Below are 25,098 nucleotides of genomic sequence, written 5' to 3' on the forward strand. Positions count from 1 at the left end.
TGAAAGCATGTATTACCAGCCAGATACACATTTTACGCCCCAGCCGCCCTTCCCTGCACTCTCCGCAAACCACAAGAGAACCAAGGAAGGCAACAATATTTTTTGCTAAATAAATCAAATAGATAAGTGGGAAAAACGATAAAAATAGCGCAACCTGCGTCCCTTGGAGATGCAACCCCCAGCACCACCCCTGCCTTTCAAGAATATTGCCGAAAACTCACGAGAGAGGAACATGCTGGATTTACTCAACAAACAGAAATAAAGGTCCACTGGAAGACGAACGCCCGCGCGCCCGCCGTTCCTTGAAAATAGAGGGAGATGGGAATCACAGCTCGAGAGGGAAGGACTTAAGACGAGAACTCACCTATTATTTGACAATAGGAATTACAGGGCTCCCCCTGGGCTTGACAACCACAGGCGTGTTGCATAGGCCAAGTTTGCCCAAAAAAGAGGAGCGCGAAGGGAGGATGGAAAAGAGGGGGAGGCAAACAATAAAAAAAAGCGGGAAGCCTTTTTACTGCAAAGGCTTCCCGCTTTAAAAAATCGAACCGTGGTGCATTTCAACCCGCCTGCTCACTCTGGCACAGGCGGATGGCTCTCAGCCACAGAAAAAAATCAATGCTTACCCTTACCCTGGGGTGCGGCTCCGGTCAACTTATTGTACCCCTTCACCCCGACATGGCAGGTTGCACAACGGGTGTTGGAGGCAAAAGCCATCTGCCCGTCATGGCAGGCGCCGCAGTATTTCCCTTTATACAGGGAGGCCATGGTGAAATCGGCATTCTGCTCGGCAGTACCGGCGGCCATTTGGAAAATACTGTCATGGCAACTGTCACAGGAAAGACCGGCATCCATGGTGTGGGTTTTATGGAGAAACGCCACGCCTTTCACGGGCTTTGTCCAAAGAATGGGCGCCTTCGGCCCATAGGTGTCCTCATCGTAGGCTTCCTCGCCAAAAGAAAGGCTGGAAAAAACAAGGAGGCCGACCACTGCCGCCAAGCCCACCAGATTCATTACGCTCTTATTGTTGCGTTTCATTACGGCCCTCTTCGCTGTTTGGTTAATCATTCATGTAAAACACGTTGGGCATGGCGCCGGTTTCAGGCCGAAGAACCCAAACAACCTTTTCAGGCTTGTGGATCAGCTTATAGGCTTCGCTGTTGTAATCAGTGAGGTCGCCGAAGATGCGAACCCCGGCCGGACAAGCCGCCGCACAGGCCGTCTTGCTCTCGCCCTTGGACAGACGGGTATCGAAACAGAAGTTGCACTTGTCAACAGCCCGGTTCTCTTCCTTAAAATACCGGGCATTATAAGGACAGGCCGCCATACAGGTCTTACAGCCGATGCAGCGCTTGTAATCCATCATGACGATACCGGTTTTCTTGTCCTTATAGGTTGCGGTGGTGGGGCAGACCCGGACACAGGGCGGCCGGTTGCAATGATTGCAGAGCACCGGCATGAAAACCCGCTCTTTCAAGCCCTTGCCAATCTCCCGCTCCTGCTGGAGGATAGTGGTGCGATAGCCATAGGAGGGAACGTTGTTGGTTTTCACACAGGCTTCCATGCACCGCTCACAGTCGATGCAGCGGTTCTGGCGCATAACCATGGTGTAATGGGGGCTGTAAGGAAATTTTCCAGATTCGGGTACCGGACCCATGGCGCTCTCGGCATTACGGGCGGAGGTCAGGGAAAGCACAGACCCTCCAACAAAGACACCGGTTACAGCCAAACCAAAGCGAAGAAATCGCCGCCGCTCCTCGGAAGGAAGGTTTTCAGCCCCTTCATTCTCGAGTTTTTCAAGATCATCTATCTTCATGCTCACGTCTCCTCAATGTATTTCAGAAGGGTGCTCGACCTCTTCCACCCTTCAGGAATCGGATAATCCAGAAGGCACTTAAGCAATTAATCTCTGGATTAATTGCCCGTAGGTAAATTCCCCGCATTCTAATTTGACAAACACGCATGTCAAGATAATTTTTCGACTGGAGTATTGGCAAAAAAACGACGAACCGCTCTTTCTTTCACGCTCTCCCCATCAGCAGACCAGAAAAAACAGCTAGTTGCGCCTTTCTGCAAGCATACTCTGTTTTTTTCTGCTATATTTTCATACTCGATAATCCTTATTAAAACATAACGGAACCACTCCCTCTGAACGCCACAATGGAAAACACGACATCTCCACCCTCTGCCCCCCCTGTACAGGAAGCAGTTTTCACCGTGAATGAAAACTGGCAGATCACCTCCTTCAACGAAGCCGCCGAAAAACTCATGGGCCTCACCACCGGCGAGACCATCGGCAAGAGCTGCCAGGACGTTTTTAGTGGCACAGGCAGATTCGAAGCCCTGTGCAGCCTGTACGGCCCGCTGGCCTCGGGCCGGGCCATGCACGGCCTGCGGGTGGTGATGCACAAGCCGGACAGCAAGGAATCGATCATCCTCCTGGTCACGGCGATCCCTATTCCCGACAAAACAGGCAAACTCTCCGGCGCCATCATCACCCTCCGCGATGCCAGCGACCCCGGCCAGATCTACCCCTTGGTCCTGGACAGCATTGCCGACGGCGTCTTCACCGTGGACAAGCGCTTCCGCATCACCTCCTTCAATAAGGCCGCGGAACAAATCACCGGATGGACCGCTCAGGAAGTGGTCGGTGCCTCCTGCAATACGATTTTCAAGTCCAATATCTGCGGGGCAGACTGCATCCTGGCCCAGAGCGTCAACGAAGGGAAGTCTATCGTCAATCGTTCCATCTATATCAAGGGGAAAAACGGCCGGACCATACCGGTCAGCATCAGCGCCTCACCGCTTGTTGACCCGGACGGCCAAGTCATCGGCGGGGTCGAAACCTTTCGAGATGTCACTTCCAGCCTGCAACAGGATCTTATTTTAGACAGCATTGCCGACGGCGTTTTTACCGTGGATCGAAACTGGAACCTGACCTCCTTCAACCGGGCGGCGGAACATATCACCGGCTGGCACAAGGATGAAGTCCTGGGCAAAGCCTGCAACACCATCTTCCACTCCAGTATCTGCGGCGACAACTGCATTCTGGCCCAGAGCGTCGAGAGCGGCAAACCCATCGGCAACCGCTCGATCTTCATCAAGAGCAAGGACGGGGAGACCATCCCGATCAGCATCAGCGCCGCCCCGCTCACCGACCCGGATGGGGACGTAATCGGCGGAGTGGAGACTTTCCGCGACCTGACCTCGGTCATGACCAAGGATCTGGTCCTGGAAAGTATCGCCGACGGCGTCTTCACCGTGAACCGCAACTGGAAGATCACCTCCTTCAACCGGGCGGCCGAGCTGATTACGGGTTGGAAAAGGCAGGACGCCATCGGCAAGTCGTGCAGTGACGTGTTCCACTCCAGCATCTGCGGCGACAACTGCGCCATTGCCCAAAGCCTTTACAGCGGCAAGCCCGTGGCCAACCGCTCCATCTTTGTCAAAAACATCGAAGGCAAACAGATCCCCTTGAGCATCAGCGCCGCCCCGCTTCTTGACCACGAAGGCAACGTTATCGGCGGAGTGGAAACTTTCCGGGATCTCAGCGTGGTCACGGAACTCCGCAAGCAGCTTTCCCGGCGCTACACCTTTGGCGAAATTCTCAGCAAGAGCGCATCCATGCAGCGCATCTTCAGCATCCTTCCTGAAATCGCCCGCAGCGAGAGCAATGTCCTAGTGCTCGGCGAGTCGGGTACCGGTAAGGAGCTGGTGGCCCGCGCCATTCACACCTCAAGCCAGCGCAACAAAGGCCCTTTCATGGCGGTCAACTGCGGAGCCCTGCCGGAAACCCTGCTTGAGTCGGAGCTTTTCGGCTACAAGGCCGGCGCCTTCACCGACGCCAAGCACGACCGGCCAGGCCGCTTTGCCAGCGCTGAAAAAGGCACCCTGTTCCTTGACGAAATCGGCGATATCCCCGCCTCCCTGCAGGTCAAACTCCTGCGCGTTCTCCAAGAAAAGGTGTATGAACCCTTGGGCTCCAACAAACCGGTCAAGGCCGACGTGCGGATCATCGCCGCCACCAACCGCAACCTGCAGCAGCTCGTCCAGGAAGGCATCTTCCGGGAAGATCTCTTCTATCGCCTGAACGTGGTAAAAATCATGCTGCCCCCCCTGCGGGAGCGCATGGAAGACGTTCCCATGCTCGCCGAACATTTCGTCAAACAGTTCAGCACCCAACAGGGCAAGGATATCGTCGGAGTCTCCGATGAAGCCCTGGGCATTCTCATGCGCTACAACTTCCCCGGCAATATCCGCGAGTTGGAGAACATCATCGAGTACTCCTTCATCCTCTGCCATGGTGGATTTATCCGACCGGAACATCTGCCCGAGCCCTTTTCCCCCAAACCCCATGACAGCCAGCAGCCCGGCGCCATCCCTCTCCACAAGCCGCAGCCTCTCGACGAGATCGAGAAACAGGCGATCTTTCACTCCTTGGAGCGGAATCACTGGCGGCGGATGACCACTTGCCGGGAGTTGGGGATCTCTAAGGACACCCTGCGGCGGAAGATAGAACGGTACGGGCTGAAGAATCCCTTTGGCGAAGAACTGGGCGACTGAACGCCGCCTTGCGCCACCAATCTTTTTTCGGCAAGGCAGGGGTGAGGGCATTCGTGAAATCGCCTCACAAAAACGCTCCGCCGATGCCGATTATCCCCGGCGCGCATTGCCGTGCCTGGGCCGAAAATCCCCGCTTAAGATTTTTGCCAGACCATCACCAGTTGCCTTGGCTTTTCACCCCATCATCCCGATGGTTTTGCGAAAGCGGACCAGCGTGATGCCGAAAAAGGCCGCACCTATCAAAACGAGAGTGATAAATTGCGGCCACACCACATCCAGACCTGCCCCTCGATAGAGAATCGCCTGGGCCAATGAGACAAAATGGGTGGTCGGCGCTATCTGCATTATAACTTGAATCCAATCAGGCATGCTTTCGCGCGGCGTGACCCCGCCGGAGAGCATCTCCAGCGGCATCAGGATAAGCATTAACAGCAGCCCGAACTGCGGCATGGAACGCGCGATGGTGCCCATGAAAATGCCCATGGAAGTCGTGGCGAACAGATGCAGCGCGGTGCCGGCCAGAAACAGGGTGAGCGAACCTTCAATGGGCACCGCCAAAAGCCCCTGCACCACAAAGACCAGAGAAAACGCACAGGCAGCAAGCACCACCAGCCCCATGGCCCAGACCTTGCTCGTCATGATCTCAAAGGGCGTTACCGGCATGACCAGCAGATGTTCGATGGTGCCGTGTTCCCGCTCACGGATCAAAGCGGCGCCGGTGAGCACGATGGAGAGCATGGTGACGTTGTTGATGACTTCCATCACCGCACCGAACCATGCCTGGGTCAGGGAGGGATTGAAGCGCGCCCTCAGGGCGAAATCGACCGGCGGCGCCGCAACCCCGCGATAACGCTGGACGAATTCAGTCACCTCGCTGGTGATCATGGTCTGGATATAGCCGCTGCCGGTAAAGGCTTGGCTCATGCGGGTCGCATCGACATTGAGCTGAATCGTTGGTTGTCGCCCAGCCAGCAGATCGCGTTGAAACTCCGGGGGGATATTCAGGGCAAAGGTATCAAGACCACCATCCATTCTGGCATCCATCTCGGCTTGGGTAATCATCACTGGCGCGAGAAAATGGGGGGGATAGAAGGCGTCAACGATCCGCGCCGACAGCGGCGACCGGTCTTCGTCAACGATGGAGATCGGCGCCTTGTTGAGGGTTTCCGGCATTGCCGTGGCTGCCGAGTAGATCGCCGCCGTGAAGGCAAAGAGAATCAACCCCAGCATGATCGGGTCACGGGCCAGGCTGCGTAATTCCTTGATGCCCAGTTGTCGAATGGTGGAGAAACGCATGGTCAGGTCTCCTGTTTTCGCAACAACAGCACGCACAGCGCCGTCAACAAAGGAACGGCCAGGATGAGCGGAAGGAAGGATGCCTGAAGGTCCGCAAAACCAAGTCCCTTGGAAAATGTTCCGCGGGCAATGATCAGGAAATAGGTGGTGGGGTAGATGGTACCGATCATCCTGCCCATCCCCTCCAGTGAGGAGACCGGGTCGGTCATGCCGGAGAACTGTACGGCGGGCAGGATGGTGAGCACTGCCGTGCCGAAGATGGCGGCAATCTGGCTGCGCACAAAGGTGGAAAACAACAGACCCATGGCGGTGGCCGAAATTACGTACAGCAGGGCCGCCGCGGATAGGGCCAGAAAGCTTCCCTTCATCGGCACGCCGAAAACGGTCACCGCAAGCAAGGCCATGAGCAAAAAATTCATCATTGCCAGCCCGATGTAGGGCAGCTGCTTGCCCAGCAAAAACTCAAGCCGGGTAACCGGCGTGACATAGAGGTTGACGATGGAGCCAAGCTCTTTTTCCCGCACCACACTGAGCGCCGTGAGCATCGCCGGAATCATCAACAGCAACAGGGGAATCACCGCCGGCACCATCGCCACCAGACTTTTAACATCGGGGTTGTAACGAAACCGGGTTTCGATGTTGATCAGACCGGCGGAGCGGGACTGACCAAGTTTGCGCGCGGCCATGTCGGCCAGCCAGTGGGCATGCATGCCGCGCACATAGCCCTGAATGGTTTCGGCCCGTTGCGGCATGGCGCCGTCGATCCAGGCCCCGATCGCCACCGGGGTGGAGCGGTCCAAATCCCGGGCAAAGCCCGGGGGTATTTCCAGGGCCAGGCTGATCTCGCCGGTCCGCATGCGCTGGTCCAGCTCGGCATAATCACCGATTGGCGCATGTTCGCTGAAATAACGCGACCCGGCAAGATTGAGCACATAGTCGCGGCTGGTCGCGGTCTGGTCGCGATCGAGCACGGCAAAGGAGAGGTTCTCCACATCCAGAGTGATGCCGTAACCCATGATCAGCATGAGGATGACGCTGCCGAGCAGCGCCAGGGTAGCCCGGATCGGGTCCCGGCGCAGCTCCATCCCCTCGCGTCGGCTGTAACTGAACAGGCGACGCAGGCTGAAGCCTATTTTTTTCTCAGGGGCGGTGGTCCCATGTGATGGCGAGGAGGAAGGAGGTATCGACCCGGCGGCTGATCGCGCAGGGGTTTTACTCTCTGGCACAACGTCTTCCAGATAGCCGATAAAGGCCTCTTCCAGTGTTGTTACCCCGCGTTTTTGCATGATCGCGGCGGGCGTATCGCTGACCAGCACCAGGCCTGCGTGCATCAGCGAGATGCGGTCGCAGCGCTCGGCCTCGTTCATGAAATGGGTGGAGATGAAGATGGTGACTTTGTCGCGGCGGGCGAGGTCGATCAAAATCTGCCAGAAATCATCGCGGGCGATCGGGTCAACCCCGGAGGTGGGTTCATCGAGGATCAGCATCTCCGGACGATGGATCATCGCCACCGCCAGGGAGAGCCGCTGGCGTTGCCCCAAGGGAAGACTGCCGGGCAGCGCGGCCATGACCCCGCTCAGGCCGAAATAGTTGGCCATCTCCTTTACCCGGCCGGGGATCTGATCAGCCGGAACGCTGAAGAGCCTGGCATGCAGGGTCAGGTTTTGCTCCACGGTCAGCTCGGAATAGAGCGAGAAAGACTGGGTCATATACCCGACCCGCCGCCGGGTTTCAATGTCCTTGGGGTTTATCGCCTGGCCGAACAGCCAAGCCTCTCCCGCGCTGGCCGTCAGCAGGCCGGTCAGCATCTTCATCGTCGTTGTCTTGCCGCAGCCGTTGGAGCCGAGAAAGCCGAAGATCTCGCCGCGGGCGATACGGAAACTCACCCGGTCCACTGCGGTGAAGTCGCCGAAACGCATGGTCAGCTCCTTCGCTTCGATCGCGATCTCGTCATCCCCGGCGGCGCGGGGCGGGATGCGTACCGGTTGGTGGCCGGCGCGCTTTTCTTCCGGCAGCAGGGCAATGAAGGCGGACTCCAGGGTATCGCTGGCAGTGCGCTCCAGCAGTTGCCGTGGAGTGCCACAAGTCAGCACCCGCCCGCCATCCATGGCTACCAACCAGTCGAAGCGGGCGGCCTCTTCCATATAGGCGGTGGCCACCAGCACGCTCATGCCGGGTTGCCCGGCGCGGATACGTCCGATCAGCTCCCAGAACTGCCGGCGCGAAAGCGGATCGACTCCGGTGGTGGGTTCATCGAGGATCAACAGATCGGGATCGTGAATGAGCGCACAGCAGAGGCCGAGTTTTTGTTTCATGCCGCCGGAAAGCTTGCCGGCCGGGCGGTCCCGGAAAGGAGCCAGGCCGGTACTCGCGAGCAGGTCGTCGATGCGGCGGTGGCGCTCGCCGCTGTCCTGGGCGAACAAGCGGCCAAAGAAATCGATATTTTCAGATACCGACAGCGTGGCATAAAGATTCTTGCCCAATCCTTGAGGCATGTAGGCAATGCGCGGACAGACAACTTTCCGGTGGTGTGCCTCACCCATGTCACCGGCCAACACCTCAACCTGGCCGGTCTGAATGACACGGGCACCGGCGATCAGCGAGAACAGGCTCGATTTACCAACCCCGTCCGGCCCGATCAACCCGACCATTTGCCCGGTCGGCAGATCGAGGGTGACCCCGTCCAAAGCAAGCGTTTTGCCGTAACGCAAGCTGACATCGGTTAACCTCGCGACCGGCGCGATTCCTGCCGCAACAGAGGAAGGAGCCGCCGGGCCGCCGGTCATTGCGGCAGCCTCACCTGGAGAGTGGCTGGCCACTCAAGCCGCGGATCGATTCTCACATAAGCCATGCCCGGCAACCCGGTCTTGACCTCATGGATATGTTTCTTGAGCAACTCCGGACCGATTTGCGCTTTGACCCGAAACATCAGCTTCTGCCTTTCACTGGCGGTCTCCACGGTTTTGGGCGTGAACTGGGCCACGTCGGCGACAAAGGAAACCGTGGCCGGGATGACGTAATCAGGCGCAGCATCAAGCACCAAGCGCACCTCGGAGCCAATCGCAATTCGGCCCGCAGCAGCGGTGGGGAGAAAAAAAGTCATGTACACATCGCTGAGATCGAGCAGATTGAGCACCTTGCCCCCGCCGGCGACCACCTCGCCTGGTTGGGCAATGCGGTATTGCACGCGACCGTCACGGGTCGCCTTCAACGCGCTGTCGTCGATGTCTGTCTGAAGCCGCTCAATCGTTGCCCGTGTCGCCTCAACAACCGAGATCGCCTCAACCTCTTGGGATTGGGCGGTAGCAATCGCGGCTTCCGCCGCCGCTACTTGGGCTTTTGCCGCCCGGATCGCCGCTTCGGCGCTCAGGGCCTGGGCACGATCATCGTCCAGTTCCTGGATGGAGACGGCACCGGTGTCGGCCAGGGGTTGCGAACGCGACAGACGCTTTTGGGATGCAGTAAATTCCGCCTCGCGTTGCGCGAGAAGCGCCAAGGCGGCGGCTTTCTCGCTCTGGCGCTGCACCACTTGGCTTTGCACGGTCTTCACCCCGCTTTCCGCCTTGCGTAGATAGGCTTCGGCCTCGTGCCGCTGGGCATCGAGCACCTCGGTGTCCATGCGCGCGACAATCTGCCCGACAGTGACGAAGTCGCCTTCATTCACCAGAATGGCCTTGATCCGCCCCGCCGTCTTGGCGGCGATATCGATTTCAACCGCCTCGATGCGGCCGTTGCCGCTGGCAAGTCCTTTTTCCCGATCATTGCCGACAAACATCCGCCAGCCAACACCCCCCAAGACAGCCAGAACCAGCAGACCAGCAACCCAGATCAACCATTTTTTCTGTTGCCCTGCCATGATAATGCTCCTTTTCTGGCCTTTGGGAGAGGGGAACAACCCGTCAGCACTACACCGAACAGCATCAGTGTTTAAAAAGCAGGTGAATCAGATTGATCGGCCACTCCGGCGATGGTTCTTTGGCTAAAGCATAGAATGCCACCGCAATGGCGAGTAAGGCGAGAGCAATATAGAAAGCCAATCTGGATGGTTTCATGACACCCTCCGGCTAAGGGATGCTTCTTCACCCCGGCAACGGATCACGGAGTTTGAGGAGCAGGTGCGCCTTCTCCTCCGCCACCCAGCACTTTATATAATGTTACCATATTCAGCAGCCGCGTCAAACGGGTGGCGATCAGCCCCTGCTGCGCGCCATACAACGAGCGCTGGGAATCGAGCACGGCCAGATAGCTGTCCACCCCTTTTTCGTAGCGGGCTTGGGAGAGCCGGTGACTCGCAGCGGTGGCCTCGGTGAGCGACTGCTGCGCGGCCAGCTGCTCGTCGATGGTTCCCCGCCGGGCAAGGGCGTCGGCCACTTCCCGGAAGGCGGTTTGGATCGTTTTTTCGTAACGGGCAACGGCGATATCACGATCCACCTCCGCCACCTTCAAGCTGGCCCATCTGCTCCCGGCATCAAAAATCGGCAGCGCGATATGCGGGGCAAAGACCCACGCGCCCGAGCCGGAGGTAAAGAGACCGGACAGTTCATCGCTGCCCACCCCGACAGACCCTACCAGGGTGATGCGGGGGAAAAACGCGGCCCGCGCCGCGCCGATGTTGGCGTTGAATCCCTTGAGTTGGTTCTCGGCCGCCAGAACATCGGGCCGCCGGAGCAGAACCTCGGAAGGCAGCCCGGGAGCAACATCCTCCACGGCGGTAAGCGTTTCGGAAAGCGCCTTGGGGAGCAACTCAGCCGGAACCGGAGAACCGACCACCAAGTTGAGCCCGTTTTCGTCTTGGGCCACCAGGGTAGCAAAACGGGCGACATCCACCCGTGCCGCATCCAGCCGGGTTTGCGCCTGCCGCAGATCCAGCTCGGACGTGGCCCCCACCTCAAAACGGCGCTTAATCAGTTGGTGGGTGGCCTGTTGGGCGGTGAGGGTCTCCTGGGCCAGGTGCAGCTGCTCGCGGTCGGCGGCAAGAGTCAGGTAGTTGGTAGCCACCTCGGCCACCAGGCTGATCTGCACCGTACGCCGCGCCTGCTCTGTGGCAAGATACTCTTCCAACGCCTGGTCCTTCAGGCTTTGCACCCGGCCGAACAGATCGAGTTCATAGGCGCTGACCCCAAGGCCAACGCTGTATTGATGGACGGTTTCTGCCTGGCCGGTGGACGAAAGGGTCTCCGGGATGCGCTGCTTGCTGCCGGTACCGGTGGCGTCAATCTGCGGCAACAACTCAGCCCGTTGGATCCGGTACTGGGCCCGCGACCGCTCAATGTTGAGGGCGGCGATCCGCAGGTCGCGATTATTCGTGAGGGCCAGGGCGATCAGTTTTTGCAGTTGTGGCTCGACAAAGAATTCCTGCCAGGGAAGATCGGCCACCTCCTGGCCGGCTTGATTGCCGCTCCGCTCTTGATAGGCCTGACCGCTCGGCCAGGCAGCCGGCACCGGCGGTTCCGGCCGGGCATACCTGGGGGCCATGGTGCAGCCGCCCAGGCAAAGCAAGGCGGCCAAAGGCAGACACAGGGCTGTGCTCTTCGCTTTCATCTCAATGCACCTCCGAAACGTTGGGCTCAGCCGGGGATTGTGGTGCCGGCTGCTTCTTGGCAAAGCGTCGGGAAACCAGGACAAAGAAAAACGGGATGAAGATCAAGTCGATGAAGGTGGCAGAGAGCAGCCCGCCGGTGACGGCGGTGCCGATGGCGTTCTGCGCCCCGGCACCCGCCCCGCGGGTCAGGGCCAGCGGCAAGGTGCCGAAGAAGAAGGCCAGCGAGGTCATGATGACCGGCCGCAGCCGGATCTTCACCGCCGCCAGAGTGGCCGCAACCAGCTCTTGCCCCTGCTGCATCTGCGCCTTGATGAATTGGATGATCAAGATGGCATTCTTCGTGGAAAGCCCCACGGTGGTGAGCAGACCGATCTGGAGATAGACATCGTTGGGCAGCCCCCGCATGGTGACCGCGGTAACCGCGCCCACCAGGCCAAGCGGCAGCATCAACAGATTGACAAAAGGGATGGTCCAACTCTCATACAACGCCGCCACGGCCAGGAACACCACCAAAAGCGAAATGGCATACAGGGCCGGCGCCTGCTTGCCTGCCTGTTTTTCCTCGTAAGAAAGGCCGCTCCACTCGTAACCTATCCCCGGCGGAAGCTCGGTGGCCATCTTCTCCATTTCAGCCATCGCCTCGCCGGTACTCACGCCAGGGACTGCCTGTCCCATGATTTGCGCGGATGGAATGCCGTTATACCTTTCCAGGCGAGGCGAGCCGTACTGCCAATGAGCGGTGGCAAAGGCCGAAAACGGCACCATCTCACCCTTGGCGTTGCGGACATACCAACGGTTGATATCCTCCGGCAGCATCCGGGAATTGGCCTCGGCCTGGAGATAGACCTTCTTGACCCGGCCATTTTGGATGAAGTCGTTCACGTAGGAACTGCTCCAGGCTGTTGCCAGAACAGTATTAACGTCGGCCAGGGAAACCCCCAACGCACCGGCCCGCACATCATCAATATCCAGTTTGAACTGGGGTGCGTCATCCTGACCGTTTGGGCGTACCGCTGTCAGTTTGGGATTGTTCTTGGCCATCTCCAACAACTGGTTGCGCACCTCCATCAGCTTTTCGTGTCCTAAGCCGCCACGATCCTGCAGCTGCATGTCAAAGCCGTTCGCCACCCCCAGTTCAAGTACTGCAGGCGGGGCAAAGGCGAAGGCCAGACCGTCGCGAAACTGCGAAAAGGCCTTCTTGGCCCGATCGGCAATGGCAGGTGCCTTGAGATCCTTATCCTTGCGGAGCTTCCAGTCCTTGAGTTTCACCCAGGCCAGTCCCATGTTCTGGCCGCGGCCGGCAAAACTGAACCCGGCCACGGTGATTATCCCTTCCACCGTCTTGGATTCTTTTTCCAGGAAATGCTGCTCCATCTGGCGGATCACCTGAATGGTCCGCTCCTGGGTGGCACCGGCCGGCAATTGAAGCTGACAGAGAAGGAACCCCTGATCCTCCTCCGGCAAGAAGGCGGTGGGAAGACGCAGGGAAAGGAAGGCCATGGCCGCCACAATGGCGCCGTACACTACGAGATAGCGGATGGGCTTACCAAAAGAACGACCAACGATCCCCTCATACTGCTCCCGGCGGCGGTCGAACCAGGCGTTGAACCAGCGGAAGAAACGGCAAAAATAGCCGCATTCTCCGGGCTCATGGCCTTTTTCAATCGGTTTGAGCAGAGTGGCGCACAGGGCCGGGGTCAGGATCATGGCCACCAGGACCGACAGGATCATCGAGGAGACGATGGTGATGGCGAACTGGCGGTAGATGACGCCGGTGGAGCCGCCGAAAAAGGCCATGGGCACAAAAACCGCCGACAGCACGGTGGCGATGCCCCACAAGGCGCCCGTAATCTGGCCCATGGACTTGATAGTTGCCTCCCGCGGCGACAACCCCTCTTCGGACATAATCCGCTCCACATTCTCCACCACCACGATGGCATCATCCACCAACAACCCGATGGAGATGACCAAGGCAAACATGGTCAGGGTGTTGATGGAAAAACCGCTGGCCGACAGCACCCCAAAGGTTCCGAGCAAAACCACCGGCACCGCGATGGTGGGGATCAGGGTGGCACGGAAGTTCTGCAGGAAGAGAAACATGATGATAAAGACCAAGCAGACCGCCTCAATCAAGGTCTGGACCACCTCTTCGATGGATATCTTGATAAAGGGCGTGGTGTCGTAAGGGTAAACCACCTTCATGCCCGGCGGGAAGTATTTCGACAGCTGCGCCATCTTGGCCTTGATCCTTTCACCCGTATCCAGGGCGTTGGCACCAGCTGCCAGCCGGATGGCCATGCCGCCCAGCGGTTTCCCCTTGTAGTACGACTGAACATCGTAGTTTTCCGTGCCGATCTTGCTTTCGGCCACATCCTTGAGTCTGACCGTGGAGCCGTCGCTGTTGGTGCGCAGGATGATGGCATCGAACTGCTCCGGGGTCTGCAGCAGGGTGCGGGCCGTGATGGTGGCATTAAGCTGTTGCCCCGGCACCGCAGGGGTGGCGCCGAATTGCCCTGCGGAAACCTGGGCGTTCTGGTCCTGCAGCGCCGCAATCACCTCGCTGGTGGTCAGGTGGAAGCTGTTCAGCTTGGCAGGGTTCAGCCAGATCCGCATGGCGTTCTGGGTGCCGAACAGCTGCACTTCCCCCACCCCGTCCAGGCGGCTGATAATATCCTGGAGGTTGGAAACCATATAGTCGGTCAAGGCATTGCGGTCCATGGAGCCGTCTTCCGAAACCAGCCCGACGATCAACAGATAGTTTCGGCTCGATTTGACCACCGCGATTCCCTGGCGCTGCACGATCTGGGGCAGCAGCGGCGTGGCAAGCTGCAGCTTGTTCTGCACCTGGACCTGGGCGATATTCGGGTCGGTACCGGCCTTGAAGGTCAGGTTGATGGCCACCGCCCCGGCGGAATCGCTGGTGGAGGACATATAGATCAGGTTGTCGATGCCATTGAGCTTCTGTTCGATGACCTGGGTGACGGTATCCTGCACGGTCTGGGCCGAAGCGCCCGGGTACCTGGCATTGATGGTGATCTGCGGCGGCGCAATGGGCGGGTATTGGGAAATCGGCAGGGTCTTGATCGCCAGCAGGCCGGCCAGCATGACCATGATCGCGATTACCCAGGCAAAAATCGGACGGTTGATAAAAAAACGGGGCATGAAAGACTCCTTTACTTTTTAACCACCGGAGACTGCGGAGCAGTGGCCGACGAGGAATTCGGTTTGCTGCCGAAGGCCACGGCCTTGACCTGGGTTCCGGGACGCGCCTTCTGAAGCCCTTCCAAGATCACCCGCTCTCCAGCCTTCAATCCTTCACTCACCAGCCAGTTGTCGCCCACCGTCCGGGAAACCTTGATGATCCGCGGCTCCACCTTTTCCTCGGCGCCGACCACCATGACCATGGCCTCCCCCTTGGGGTTACGGGTAACCCCGCGCTGCGGCACCAGGATCGCCTGTTCGTTGACCCCTTCCTGCACAATGGCGCGGACAAACATGCCGGGCAGCAGCAGTTGGTTCGGGTTGGGGAAAAGGGCCCGCAGGATAAGGGAACCGGTACTCTGGTCCACGGCCACTTCGCTGAACTTCAGGACCCCCTCTTGCGGATAGGAACTGCCGTCTTCCAACAGCAGCTTGACCTTTGCCTGGCCGGCGTCCTGCCCTTTGAGCTCGCCATTGGCAAGATTGCGCTTCAGGCGGAGCAACTCAGCGCTGGACTGGGTCACATCCACGTAGACGGGATCGAGCTGCTGAATCGTGGCCATGGGCGCCGCTTGGTTCGCCGTGACCAATGCCCCGTCGGTCACGGTGGAGCGACCGATCCGCCCGGATATCGGCGCCTTGACGCTGGTGTAATCCAGGTTGATGCGGCTAGCCTCGACAACCGCCTGATTGGCCGCCACCTCGGCCTCTGCCTGCTTGAGCATTGAGCTGGCGTCATCGTAATCCTGTCGGCTCACGGCATTGATTGCCACCAGCTCCTGGAAGCGCTCCGCCTTGAGGCGGACGGAAACAAGGTTGGCCTCGGCCCGGGCCAAGGCGGCTTTGGCATTGGCATGGGCGGCCTGATAGGTGGCGGGATCTATCCGATACAGGACCTGCCCGGCCTTCACTTCAGAACCCTCGGTGAACAGCCTTTTCTGGATAATCCCCCCCACCTGGGGACGCACTTCGGCAATTAAGTGGGGCGAGGTCCGGCCCGACAGCTCCATGGTCAGGGTGACCGGTGCGGTGACTATGGACACGATCCCCACCTCGGGTGGGCCACCGGTTGGCGGCCCCGCAGGAGAGTGTTGTTTGCAACCGGTTATCGCGATCACGCCGATTAAGAGTCCCGCCAGAGTGATCAGTTTGACTGTATCCGTGGTGTCCATTACCTATACCTCAAAGAAGTTGAGCGACTTTCCGTCCCTGGCGCAGCGAACCGACGCGCCGGAGGAAGGACAAAAATTTACGACCACATACAAGAGCGGACATTCACGCCGCAATTGCGATATGAAAAACTTTGCCACAAACGTCGCAATGATTTTTACCTTTTGATGCCGTCCCAGCAGGCCTGAACGGTCTGCGCGATTAAAGATTCATCCAGTTCGACAAAGCCAAGGATATGATCGCGGGCCACCGCGAGAAGCGGACCAAACGCCAAGGCAAAAAGCACAACCAGCGGGAGATCCTTGACAATCTGCTGGGTCACGCCCTCTTCAAGGAGGCTGCGGTACAGATCCCCATCCCCCTCGCTGCCCAAAAGTCGATCTCGGCGAAAAGCCACACCATAAGGCGAGTTGTGATACTGCTCCAGGTAACGAAAATCCAAGGGATTATCAATAAAATAACGGAGCAGCGCCGTGCTCAGATGGACAAATCTTTCCCTGAGTGACTTGTCCGGCGCATATCCTTTCAGGAGTCCTGTCCAAATTCTATCATGCAACTCCTGAAACAGTTCATTGATAAGCACGTCCTTGTTTTCAAAATAGCGGTAGATGGTCCCCGCTCCCACGCTGGCCCGCTCGGCAATGGCAGCGATGGGGGCATCATGGAAACCATGTTCGGCAATCAGTTCCAATGCCGCGTGCAGGATCTCTCGACGTTTTTCGGAAATAGCCATACCGTGGCCTCCTTTTCGGAATGAATATTCACTCCGAAAATATGATGGTATTGCCCACTTGTCAAGATATTTTACACGCTACGCTTCCGTGCTGGAAGAAGCGCCAAGCCAACGGCAGACAGGCACCACGGTTCGGCCTTCTCCGTAACTTCCTTGAGAAACCAATAAAAAAAGGCCGGAGAGAAACCCTCTCCGGCCTTTTTGCTTATTCGTTAACCACCAGCTGTATCAATTGCGCCCGACCAGCTTCTTGCGGCCGGAACCGGTATTTCCCTTGGCCCGGTCGGCCGCCTTGGCTTTTTTTTCGGCTACCTCGTCGCCCGCGACCCGCAAGGACCGCGGCACAGCCTTGTCAAAAAGACATTCACAGGTTTCATGCACCTCACTGGGACATTCTGCAATCTCCCAGCATGGCGCAAGGGTCAACAGCCTTTTTAGTCCCGGAATACTGATCCCCTGATCGTGGATCATGGAACGGACACATGAGACCCACTTTATGTCGTTCAAGGAATACAGCCGCCGGGATCCATTATGCTGGGGATGAACCAGCCCATCTGCTTCGTAGATACGAAGTGTTCTCGGATGAACATCCAACAGCTTTGCTGCCACCCCTATGGGGTAAATCGGCAAATCGGGCCGCAAAGGCTGGATGGCCGTTTTTCTCTTGGCCACCATAATCCTTTCCTCCGCCTGCTTAGTGATCCTCGGACAGATGCCCCCGGAAAAGCCTCTCACCCATGAAGAAACCCGCAACACAGATGCCCATGGCCCCTACGGTGATCACGATCTCATGCAAGGAAGGGGTGTAGGTTAACAATTCGGGCATATCAACAACCCCGAGTTCGCTATACCAAGGAACGAGCTGCCCGACCACAACCAGGTCGTAGCGCATGAAGAAGATGCCGACGATACCGGAGATGGAGGACCAGAAAAGCACCGGGATATTCTTGGCACGGGCGGCCAGGATCATGGCAAAGGGAATGACCATGCCGAGCATGACCTCGCCCAGCCAGAAATTGATCGCATAGGGGCCGCTCACCAGAGCCATCATAGCCTCATATTTTCCCGGCGGCTGGCCGCTGATGCCGGTGATCATCTTCCAGGTGGTGAAAAACATGATCACCGCGATCAGGGTTGCGCCCAATTTTGCCGTGGCCATGAGGGAGGCTTCCAGTTTCTCACTCATTTTCCAGCCGTTGGCCCGGTACCCGAGACAGTGGAAGAAGATAACCGCTGCGCAGCCGGACATCATGGCGGAGGTGATGAAGTAAATGGGCATGTACGGCCCGTGCCAGAACTCACGACCGCTGAGCAGGCCGAAAACCGCGCCAAGGTTGCTGTGCGCAGCGATACCGGAGATAACCCCCAGCAGGCCGAGCATTCCGGCAGCCTTGTGCCTTCCCATCTGCAACAGGGCAAACTCTACCACCATAAAGAAGAGATACGCGCCATACAGGGTTCCCATCCACCAGATATTGGAGGTGGGATTGGGAGAGAGCATATTATAGATGGGCATCCGCCAGGGGTTTTCAATCTCGAACCCGATCACGAAAAAACCGGCGACAATGGTGACGATGGCCATGAACACCGAGCGCTTGGCAATGGGCTTGAAGGCCTCAACCCCGAAAACATGGCCGATGGAGGAAACCAGGCACAGGCCGGTTGAACTGACCACGAAGAAGACATAGGCGGCGATCAACAGCCCCCAGGGAACATCCCGGGTGACGCCGAAGGTATGCTCATGCCCAGCATACATGGAATGCAGCCCGGCGGCAAGGCCAAGAGCGGCGAGCAAAGCACCGATGGCAATGGTGGCGTTGTAAGAACGCGAGGGGCTGGCAACCAGGCCACCCTCCTGCGGCAATACATCAGCTAAAAAATTATTCATGGGGACAACTCTCCTTTTACGTAATTTAATCGTTTAATCTTGCGATCCAGCATGACGAAAACCTTGCACTGTCGCCTCGAAAAAGGTTCATCGCAATGTTTCCTCATTAGCCTGGATCAACGGTTTGATCTTGAGATCAAATACGGTATGGAGCGCTGCACCTCCGATCCAGAAAAGTAAAAACAGTAGACCTTCCATTTTTTTCTCCTCAATCAAACGACCTGACTTCCAGGTTTTTGGTTCATCGTTGACCCAAACGAAATGGCGGTTCCGAATGGATCACTCCAGCGACTTACCAGATAATCTTCCCCTTCCCTGCGGCCCTCCTTTGTCTGTTGTTTTTCAGTAAAAGAATCCAGGGGGTTTCACGATGGGAACCACCCAAACCAAGTGATGTTATACCCAATCTACAAAATGGAAAAAGCTATTGTCAAGTTTTTATTCTTTACATACTCCCGTTTTTGGTATTTTTCACCATGCACATTTAGCCCATTATTCGACTACCGTCAAACAGGAGGGCGCAATATCTCTCTTGCAAGCAATATGACAACGGTGAATTAACAAATGGATAAAGATGCAAAAACGAGCAGATACAGATCAACCGCAGCCTGGAGCCAGCCACAAACATCCAGGTCCAACCACGAAAACACCCAACCCAATAAGCCGGCGACATCGCCGCGCCTAGGCTAAAAATGATCGGCTTACGACAGCGAATAGGATCAAAATAAGCCCTACGCATACAACTATACCCGCTGGAGAAAATCCGGACAACCCAAAAAAATACACCTCGGAAAAATAGGTAACATTGCGAAACAACAAAACATAAAACCAAGAACCGACAAAAAATAACCAGTTATCGCCATCCTGGCACGCACCTTGCTTCGTCTATTGCCAGGGACAACATGGTTCTCCAACCATGGCGAAACAAGACAAACGACCTTCTGTCTTTCCGCGCAAGCGGACTCAATCCCCCTCCTTGCAAAGGATCCTCGGTGGCGGCCCTGGATCCTTTGTTCTTTCCCCCCACCTCGCCCCTCCCCAACCTCGCCTCAAGAAATGTAGTGACCTTGCGGGCCGAACCCTGTATTATCGTTCGCTAACAATACTGTAAGCGGAACCGACATTGTCCCGTGCGGCTCCATAAATGAATACCTTTTTCAGTGTCTGCCGTGCATAACAAGAACCAGCCCACAATCAGGACATGGACCCATGTCCAGCTCACCCTCTTTTTGCTTACCATCTGCGCCGCTCTCACCCTCGGGCTGGGCGGTGCTTTCTACATCTTTATCTCCCTTGATATTCCGGCAATCGGCTCCCTGAAACACTACCAGCCGGCCACGGCCTCCATCATCTATGACTCGGCCAAACAGCCGCTCACCTACGTGTCACGGGAAAACAGGACCCTGGTCCCACTCTCCACCATGCCGGAGTTACTCCCCCAAGCCTTTGTGGCTGCGGAAGACTCCCGGTTTTATCAACACAGCGGGGTTGACGCCTGGTCGATCTTCCGGGCGCTTCTCCACAATCTTCGTTCCGGAGAACGGGGCCAGGGGGGCAGCACCATAACCCAGCAGGTTGCCAGGGCGCTCCTGCTCACCCCGGAAAAAACCTACACCCGCAAAATCAAGGAAGCAATTCTCGCCTACCGGATCGACACCACCCTGAGTAAAGAAGAAATCCTCCACATCTATCTCAACCAGATATATCTCGGCAGTGGCGCCTATGGGGTCGAGGCCGCAGCCCAAATCTACTTCGACAAACGGGTGCAGGATCTGAACCTGGCGGAGGTTGCGCTTCTTGCCGGACTGCCGCAAGCGCCAAGCCGCTATTCCCCGTTCCGCAATTTCAAGCTGGCCAAGAACAGACAGTTGTATGTTCTGAATCGTATGGCCGAAGAAGGCTATATCACCCCAACCGCCGCCCAAAAAGCCTATGAACAGACCCTGCTCTGGAATCCGGCCAAGGAAGGACCGCTTGAAAACAATTATTTCATTGAACATGTCAAGGCCTACGTCGAAAGCAAATATGGCAGCGAAGCCCTCCTGACCGGCGGACTCCGCATCTACACCACCCTTGACCAGAACATGCAACAGGCCGCCAACATGGCCATAAAACGCGGCACCGCCAAATGGGCCATCCGCCAAAGCAAACACGCAGACACCTTGCCCCAGGCCGCCCTGATCTCCATGGAGGTGAAAACCGGGTATGTCCGCGCAATGGTGGGCGGCACGGATTTCGAAAAGAGCCAGTTCAACCGGGCGACCCAGGCCCGCCGTCAGCCTGGCTCCGCTTTCAAGCCCTTTATTTATGCTGCCGCCCTTGAAAAGGGAATGACCCCCGCCACCATGATTCTTGACGAGCCGATTCATTTCCGCGGCGCCACCTCCATGCAGTATTGGGAGCCCAAGAACTACAACAATAAATTTGAAGGCCCCACCTCCTTTAGAAATGCCCTGGTGCACTCACGAAATATCCCCACCATCAAGATTCTGCAACAGGTCGGGGCTGCCAACACCATTGACCTGGCCAAGAGATTGGGCTTCACCTCCCCCCTGGTCAAAGATCTTTCCCTGGCTCTGGGAACCTCCGGCGTCTCTCCCCTTGAGCTGACCAGGGCATACGCTGCCTTTGCCAACAGCGGCCGGATGCCCCAGGCTCTTTTCATCGAAAAGATTGTGGACCGCACCGGCAAGGTACTGGAGGAACAACGCCCGGCCTTCACCGATGCCCTTGATCCCCGGGTTGCCTACCAGATGACCCACCTTATGGAAGGAGTCATCACCGACGGCACGGCCAAGGGTATCAGCAGTTTCGGTGCGCCGGCCGCGGGCAAGACCGGGACCACCGATCAGAACGTGGATGCCTGGTTTGTCGGCTACACCCCGGAGCTGACAACCTGCGTCTGGATAGGGCACGACCGCAACACCTCTCTGGGAACCTCCGAAACAGGCGGATTGGCCGCAGCCCCGATCTGGCTTGATTTCATGAATCAGGCAAAAGCCACTTACCCTACAACAGGGGGCTTTCCCGTCCCCCCGGGCATTATCATGCTCCCCATGGACAACGCCACTGGCAAACCCGGAACAAAGGTTGGCGGCAGCGTTACCCTGGAAGCCTTCCGGGAAGACATCCCGCCCTGGTCCCAGGAGCCGCTCCCCGCAGAGACCACCGACCTCCCCAACCTATAAAAAAAGCCGTGTTGCGGGGCAATCCCGACAACACGGCTCATAATGCGCCTTGTTTTTTTTATCTGAGGCCGCAACAACCTTTCGTTGCGATTCTTACATCAAACAGCCCGCTTGCGCGGCATGTTTTTCAGCTCGTCCTTGCCATGATACACCACGGTAAAGGTTTCCCGCAGCTCCTTGGTCATCGCCTCTTCCCGCTCTGGATCATCAATCATCACGCGGATGGCCACCCGTTTTTTCCCTTCCGGGGCATCTTCGAACGAGGTGAGGATACTGATGATCCTGGTATCGAATTTGCGGAGACTCTCAATAACCTTGGTTACCGAACCGGCGGCATCCGGCAGATCGAGAACAAACTGAATGGCGCCATCTTTGATGCCCGTACTGTGAATGAAGCCACGCAGGACATCGGTTTCGCTCAACAATCCGACAAGATGACCCAGTCCATCCACAACGGGCAGTCCGGAAATCTTATCTTCCAGCATGACCAACGCGGCCTTTTCCAGGGTCTCGTCCTCGCTTAAGGTCAGAGGATTGGAGGTCATCACGTCCTTTACCTTCATTTCCGACAACAGATAATAGAGTTCATGGATATCCAGGGAGGTCGTCTTGGAAGGAGAGGCGTCTTTCACATCCCGATCCGTCACGATCCCGATCAACTTCCCATGGGAAACCACCGGCAGACGACGGATACTGTTTTCTTTCAATATCCTGGTGGCCCGCATCAGAGAGGTATTCTCATCCACGGTCAGGACGTCTTTCGCCATCCAGTCTTTAATCAGCATAACGCACAACCCTCCATAAAAATTGTCTCACCAAGCTCAACAAAGAGCGATTCTTGTCCACATCGGAACCATGCCGGCCGATAACCGACACCTGTTTTTATAAAATATTCCTATTGTTCACGCAAGATGAAGTGCGCCTGTTCCCCCAAAAATCCCAAAGAAAGCCGCAACACCCTGGCAGATCCCATTTTTTTACCTTGCTTAACTGCCCGCGAATCGGTAAAGGAGTAACATTCCCCGACAGGGCCATTACCATGCGACACATCCTGCCCCCGGCCAAAAAAACCATCGCGAAAATGCCTGTATGCCTTGCCCCCTGACAGACGAAACCTTAGCCCGGATCATGGCCACAGCAGCCACCGAGGACTGCGTTTTCCTTGAGACCAGCAGGGTCACTGTGGAGGAATCCCACTCCTATTTTTTTCGCAACCCCGTGGCGCATCTTACCTGCTACGCCCGGGATGACCCGGCCCGTTTTTTCCAGCAGGCTGAAGATTTCCTAGTAAAAGGGTTGTACCTGGCCGGCTGGCTGGGTTATGAATTCGGCTATCTGCTCGAACCCTCCCTGGCAAGACAAATCCACCCCGACCCCGGGAAGCCCCTCGCCCGTCTGGGCGTATTCCGCGCCCCCCTGATCTTCGACCACAACTCCGGAGAGTTACTCGGCGGCGCCTGGCCCGATCCACCCGCAACGCAGGTCGCCACGGACTACCGCATCGCCAATCTGCGCCCCAACCTCAGCCAGGCGGACTACATTGCAGCCCTTGCCAAAATCAAGGGGTATATCGAGAGCGGCGACACCTACCAGGTCAACTTTACCCTGAAACTGCTCTTTGACTTCGACGGCTCACCCGAAGCCCTGTATCAGGCATTACGCCGCAACCAAAGCGTCTCCTTCGGCGCCTATCTCCGCTCCGGCGCCCAACAGATCCTCTCGTTTTCCCCGGAGCTGTTTTTCAAAAGAAGCGGCGAGCAATGTCTGGTCCGGCCCATGAAAGGCACCATCCAGCGCGGCCCGTATCCTGCGGCAGACGAGCGGCTGATGCAGTTTTTGCAGAGTGATGAAAAAAACCGCAGCGAAAATGTGATGATCGTCGATCTGCTGCGCAATGATTTGGGCCGCATCTGCACCCCGGGAACGGTCACCACCCGCTCCCTTTTTGACATCGAAACCTACGAGACCCTGCACCAGATGACCTCCACCGTCACCGGCCATCTGCCCCGGGAAACAAAGATCGAACCCCTGTTTAAGGCCCTGTTTCCGTGCGGCTCGGTCACCGGCGCTCCCAAAATCAGAACCATGGAGATTATTCACGAGTTGGAGAGCGGGGTGCGCGGTGTCTACACCGGGGCCATCGGCTTTATCGCCCCCTCCGGCGAGGCGACCTTCAATGTGCCGATCCGCACCATCGAGCTCAACGGAAACAAGGGCGAGATGGGCATCGGCTCCGGGATCATCCATGAATCCGACCCGGAGCAGGAATGGCGAGAATGTCTGCTCAAGGGTCGTTTTTTGAGCGACCCGGCCCCAGCCTTCCACCTGATCGAAACACTCCTCTGGCAGCCGGGCTCCGGCTATTGGCTTCTCAACGAACATCTGGACCGGCTGGCCGCTTCCGCCGCCTACTTCCGCTATCCCTTAAACCCGCCGGAACTCAGGGCCCGACTCGACAGGCTGGCCCTGGATTTTGCCGCCTCTCCCATGCGGGTACGACTGACCCTGGCAAAGAGCGGCCAACTGGAGCTTGAGGCCAACCCCTGTGAAGCCCCGGCCGCCATCTCCTGGCCGATGCCACAGGCCGCCCAAGCCGAATTACCGAGGGTGATCTTCTCGTCCCAAGCCACCGACCCCGGCTCCCCCTGGCTCTTTCACAAAACCACCCTGCGGGAGCTGTACGACACCGCGCGGCAACAGGCAGTAGCCGCAGGTTTTTATGAGGTGCTTTTTGCAAACAGCAGAGGAGAGGTGACCGAGGGAAGCATCACCAACATCTTTGTCCAGCAACAGGACAGCCTGCTGACTCCGCCCATGGAATGCGGGCTTCTGCCCGGGGTTTTTCGGAGATATCTGCTCGAACACACGCCCCTACCGGTGCGGGAAGCCATCCTGACCCGCCAGGATCTTGCGCAGGCGGAGGCGATTTTTGTGGGCAACTCGGTACGCGGCTTGATCCAGGTCCGGATCGGCTGAATTATACCCAAAGGGCATAAGTTTCGTTTGAGCAGGCACGCTGCTCAACTCAGCTTTATCCCCTGGCCAGGGCCCGAATGATATCCGCCTTGCCGACCACGCCAACCAGACTGCCGTTCTTGAGCACCGGCAGGGTATGGACCTTTTTCTCGGCCATGATGGTGGCAATCTCATCCAGGGGGGTATCCTCCCTGATGGTCACAGGCTCCCGGGAACAGATATCCCCCACCGTGGCGCCGGTCATCTTGCTGATTTCCTTTTCCACCTTTTGGGCCCGGTCCAGGAAAATAACCGAGTCAAGGATGGCGATGGCGGTGGGGATGTGAAACCTCTTGGTCTGATCCACCAGATCGCTTTCCGTCACCACTCCGATCAGCTGCCCGTCGTCGTCAACCACCGGCGCTCCGTTAATGCGGTGGGACCACAGGATGCCCGCCAGTTTTTCCACCGGCAGATCCGCCTTTACCGAAACAATCTTTTTCGCCATGATCTCTTTGGCAATCAGCATGTACTTTCTCCCTTCCTGGGTTTATTGAAATCG

18 protein-coding genes are annotated in these 25,098 nt (G+C 57.5%); 4 read left to right on the forward strand and 14 right to left on the reverse strand.

From position 1 onward, the window contains the following. Window positions 1-615 precede the first annotated feature (615 nt). Both ACZ46D_RS07230 and ACZ46D_RS07235 read right to left on the reverse strand, forming a co-directional pair. Entirely contained in the window at window positions 616-1,038 is a 423-nt protein-coding gene (locus tag ACZ46D_RS07230) for a cytochrome c3 family protein (protein WP_464926784.1), read from the reverse strand. A gap of 22 nt (window positions 1,039-1,060) precedes the next feature. Next, complete coding sequence (locus ACZ46D_RS07235; RefSeq protein WP_464926785.1) at window positions 1,061-1,816, reverse strand: 4Fe-4S dicluster domain-containing protein; 756 nt, start codon at window positions 1,814-1,816, stop codon at window positions 1,061-1,063. Window positions 1,817-2,160: 344 nt separating this feature from the next. Here ACZ46D_RS07235 and ACZ46D_RS07240 point away from each other — a divergent pair, with 344 nt between their 5' ends. After that, on the forward strand, window positions 2,161-4,563 hold the full coding sequence (locus ACZ46D_RS07240; RefSeq protein ID WP_464926786.1) for a sigma 54-interacting transcriptional regulator: 2,403 nt from the start codon (window positions 2,161-2,163) through the stop codon (window positions 4,561-4,563). A gap of 174 nt (window positions 4,564-4,737) precedes the next feature. On the opposite strand, the gene ACZ46D_RS07245 is transcribed toward ACZ46D_RS07240, so the two are convergent. The 7 genes from ACZ46D_RS07245 to ACZ46D_RS07275 form a co-directional block, all read right to left on the reverse strand. Next, on the reverse strand, window positions 4,738-5,859 hold the full coding sequence (locus ACZ46D_RS07245) for an ABC transporter permease (RefSeq protein WP_464926787.1): 1,122 nt from the start codon (window positions 5,857-5,859) through the stop codon (window positions 4,738-4,740). Window positions 5,860-5,861: 2 nt separating this feature from the next. Beyond that, window positions 5,862-8,645: a ribosome-associated ATPase/putative transporter RbbA gene (gene rbbA / locus ACZ46D_RS07250; RefSeq protein WP_464926788.1), complete on the reverse strand. Its 2,784-nt coding sequence runs from the start codon at window positions 8,643-8,645 to the stop codon at window positions 5,862-5,864. Further along, complete coding sequence (locus ACZ46D_RS07255) at window positions 8,642-9,715, reverse strand: HlyD family secretion protein (protein WP_464926789.1); 1,074 nt, start codon at window positions 9,713-9,715, stop codon at window positions 8,642-8,644. The genes rbbA and ACZ46D_RS07255 overlap by 4 nt, the downstream gene beginning before the upstream one ends. A 64-nt stretch (window positions 9,716-9,779) precedes the next feature. Next, the gene (locus ACZ46D_RS07260) at window positions 9,780-9,911 is read right to left on the reverse strand and encodes a hypothetical protein (protein WP_464926790.1); all 132 of its coding nucleotides are present in this window, start codon (window positions 9,909-9,911) and stop codon (window positions 9,780-9,782) included. 43 nt (window positions 9,912-9,954) lie between these two features. Then, complete coding sequence (gene adeC, locus ACZ46D_RS07265; RefSeq protein WP_464926791.1) at window positions 9,955-11,400, reverse strand: AdeC/AdeK/OprM family multidrug efflux complex outer membrane factor; 1,446 nt, start codon at window positions 11,398-11,400, stop codon at window positions 9,955-9,957. A gap of 1 nt (window position 11,401) precedes the next feature. After that, window positions 11,402-14,563: an efflux RND transporter permease subunit gene (locus ACZ46D_RS07270; RefSeq protein WP_464926792.1), complete on the reverse strand. Its 3,162-nt coding sequence runs from the start codon at window positions 14,561-14,563 to the stop codon at window positions 11,402-11,404. An 11-nt stretch (window positions 14,564-14,574) separates the two neighbouring features. After that, a complete protein-coding gene (locus ACZ46D_RS07275) occupies window positions 14,575-15,645 on the reverse strand; it encodes an efflux RND transporter periplasmic adaptor subunit (RefSeq protein ID WP_464926793.1) in 1,071 nt (356 codons plus the stop codon). Between ACZ46D_RS07275 and ACZ46D_RS07280 the strand changes: the two genes are divergently transcribed. Further along, a complete protein-coding gene (locus ACZ46D_RS07280; RefSeq protein WP_464926794.1) occupies window positions 15,638-15,940 on the forward strand; it encodes a hypothetical protein in 303 nt (100 codons plus the stop codon). The genes ACZ46D_RS07275 and ACZ46D_RS07280 overlap by 8 nt on opposite strands. Here the strand turns inward: ACZ46D_RS07280 and ACZ46D_RS07285 are convergent. The 3 genes from ACZ46D_RS07285 to nrfD form a co-directional block, all read right to left on the reverse strand. Beyond that, window positions 15,930-16,505: a TetR/AcrR family transcriptional regulator gene (locus tag ACZ46D_RS07285; RefSeq protein WP_464926795.1), complete on the reverse strand. Its 576-nt coding sequence runs from the start codon at window positions 16,503-16,505 to the stop codon at window positions 15,930-15,932. The genes ACZ46D_RS07280 and ACZ46D_RS07285 overlap by 11 nt on opposite strands. A 228-nt stretch (window positions 16,506-16,733) precedes the next feature. Next, window positions 16,734-17,180: a MerR family transcriptional regulator gene (locus ACZ46D_RS07290; RefSeq protein WP_464926796.1), complete on the reverse strand. Its 447-nt coding sequence runs from the start codon at window positions 17,178-17,180 to the stop codon at window positions 16,734-16,736. A gap of 19 nt (window positions 17,181-17,199) precedes the next feature. Next, the gene (nrfD, locus tag ACZ46D_RS07295; RefSeq protein ID WP_464926797.1) at window positions 17,200-18,393 is read right to left on the reverse strand and encodes an NrfD/PsrC family molybdoenzyme membrane anchor subunit; all 1,194 of its coding nucleotides are present in this window, start codon (window positions 18,391-18,393) and stop codon (window positions 17,200-17,202) included. 1,169 nt (window positions 18,394-19,562) lie between these two features. Here nrfD and ACZ46D_RS07300 point away from each other — a divergent pair. After that, on the forward strand, window positions 19,563-21,581 hold the full coding sequence (locus ACZ46D_RS07300; RefSeq protein ID WP_464926798.1) for a penicillin-binding protein 1A: 2,019 nt from the start codon (window positions 19,563-19,565) through the stop codon (window positions 21,579-21,581). 98 nt (window positions 21,582-21,679) lie between these two features. Here the strand turns inward: ACZ46D_RS07300 and ACZ46D_RS07305 are convergent, their stop codons facing one another. Next, window positions 21,680-22,366, reverse strand: a complete 687-nt coding sequence (locus ACZ46D_RS07305) for a CBS and ACT domain-containing protein (RefSeq protein WP_464926799.1) — start codon at window positions 22,364-22,366, stop codon at window positions 21,680-21,682. A 304-nt stretch (window positions 22,367-22,670) separates the two neighbouring features. On the opposite strand from ACZ46D_RS07305, the gene pabB reads away from it, so the two are divergent. Next, window positions 22,671-24,557: an aminodeoxychorismate synthase component I gene (pabB, locus tag ACZ46D_RS07310; RefSeq protein WP_464926800.1), complete on the forward strand. Its 1,887-nt coding sequence runs from the start codon at window positions 22,671-22,673 to the stop codon at window positions 24,555-24,557. Window positions 24,558-24,612: 55 nt separating this feature from the next. Here pabB and ACZ46D_RS07315 read toward each other — a convergent pair whose 3' ends face one another. Then, entirely contained in the window at window positions 24,613-25,065 is a 453-nt protein-coding gene (locus ACZ46D_RS07315; protein ID WP_464926801.1) for a CBS domain-containing protein, read from the reverse strand. Window positions 25,066-25,098: the final 33 nt, after the last annotated feature.

The organism is Thiovibrio sp. Mzg5, assembly GCF_055379285.1.

Excerpts from the sequence above, each read along its gene's own strand:
- ACZ46D_RS07230 (WP_464926784.1), bottom strand. The coding sequence starts at position 1,038 with ATGAAACGCAACAATAAGAGCGTAATGAATCTGGTGGGCTTGGCGGCA.
- ACZ46D_RS07235 (WP_464926785.1), bottom strand. The coding sequence starts at position 1,816 with ATGAAGATAGATGATCTTGAAAAACTCGAGAATGAAGGGGCTGAAAAC.
- ACZ46D_RS07240 (WP_464926786.1), top strand. The coding sequence starts at position 2,161 with ATGGAAAACACGACATCTCCACCCTCTGCCCCCCCTGTACAGGAAGCA.
- ACZ46D_RS07245 (WP_464926787.1), bottom strand. The coding sequence starts at position 5,859 with ATGCGTTTCTCCACCATTCGACAACTGGGCATCAAGGAATTACGCAGC.
- rbbA (WP_464926788.1), bottom strand. The coding sequence starts at position 8,645 with ATGACCGGCGGCCCGGCGGCTCCTTCCTCTGTTGCGGCAGGAATCGCG.
- ACZ46D_RS07255 (WP_464926789.1), bottom strand. The coding sequence starts at position 9,715 with ATGGCAGGGCAACAGAAAAAATGGTTGATCTGGGTTGCTGGTCTGCTG.
- ACZ46D_RS07260 (WP_464926790.1), bottom strand. The coding sequence starts at position 9,911 with ATGAAACCATCCAGATTGGCTTTCTATATTGCTCTCGCCTTACTCGCC.
- adeC (WP_464926791.1), bottom strand. The coding sequence starts at position 11,400 with ATGAAAGCGAAGAGCACAGCCCTGTGTCTGCCTTTGGCCGCCTTGCTT.
- ACZ46D_RS07270 (WP_464926792.1), bottom strand. The coding sequence starts at position 14,563 with ATGCCCCGTTTTTTTATCAACCGTCCGATTTTTGCCTGGGTAATCGCG.
- ACZ46D_RS07280 (WP_464926794.1), top strand. The coding sequence starts at position 15,638 with ATGGACACGATCCCCACCTCGGGTGGGCCACCGGTTGGCGGCCCCGCA.
- ACZ46D_RS07285 (WP_464926795.1), bottom strand. The coding sequence starts at position 16,505 with ATGGCTATTTCCGAAAAACGTCGAGAGATCCTGCACGCGGCATTGGAA.
- ACZ46D_RS07290 (WP_464926796.1), bottom strand. The coding sequence starts at position 17,180 with ATGGTGGCCAAGAGAAAAACGGCCATCCAGCCTTTGCGGCCCGATTTG.
- nrfD (WP_464926797.1), bottom strand. The coding sequence starts at position 18,393 with ATGAATAATTTTTTAGCTGATGTATTGCCGCAGGAGGGTGGCCTGGTT.
- ACZ46D_RS07305 (WP_464926799.1), bottom strand. The coding sequence starts at position 22,366 with ATGCTGATTAAAGACTGGATGGCGAAAGACGTCCTGACCGTGGATGAG.
- pabB (WP_464926800.1), top strand. The coding sequence starts at position 22,671 with ATGCCTTGCCCCCTGACAGACGAAACCTTAGCCCGGATCATGGCCACA.
- ACZ46D_RS07315 (WP_464926801.1), bottom strand. The coding sequence starts at position 25,065 with ATGCTGATTGCCAAAGAGATCATGGCGAAAAAGATTGTTTCGGTAAAG.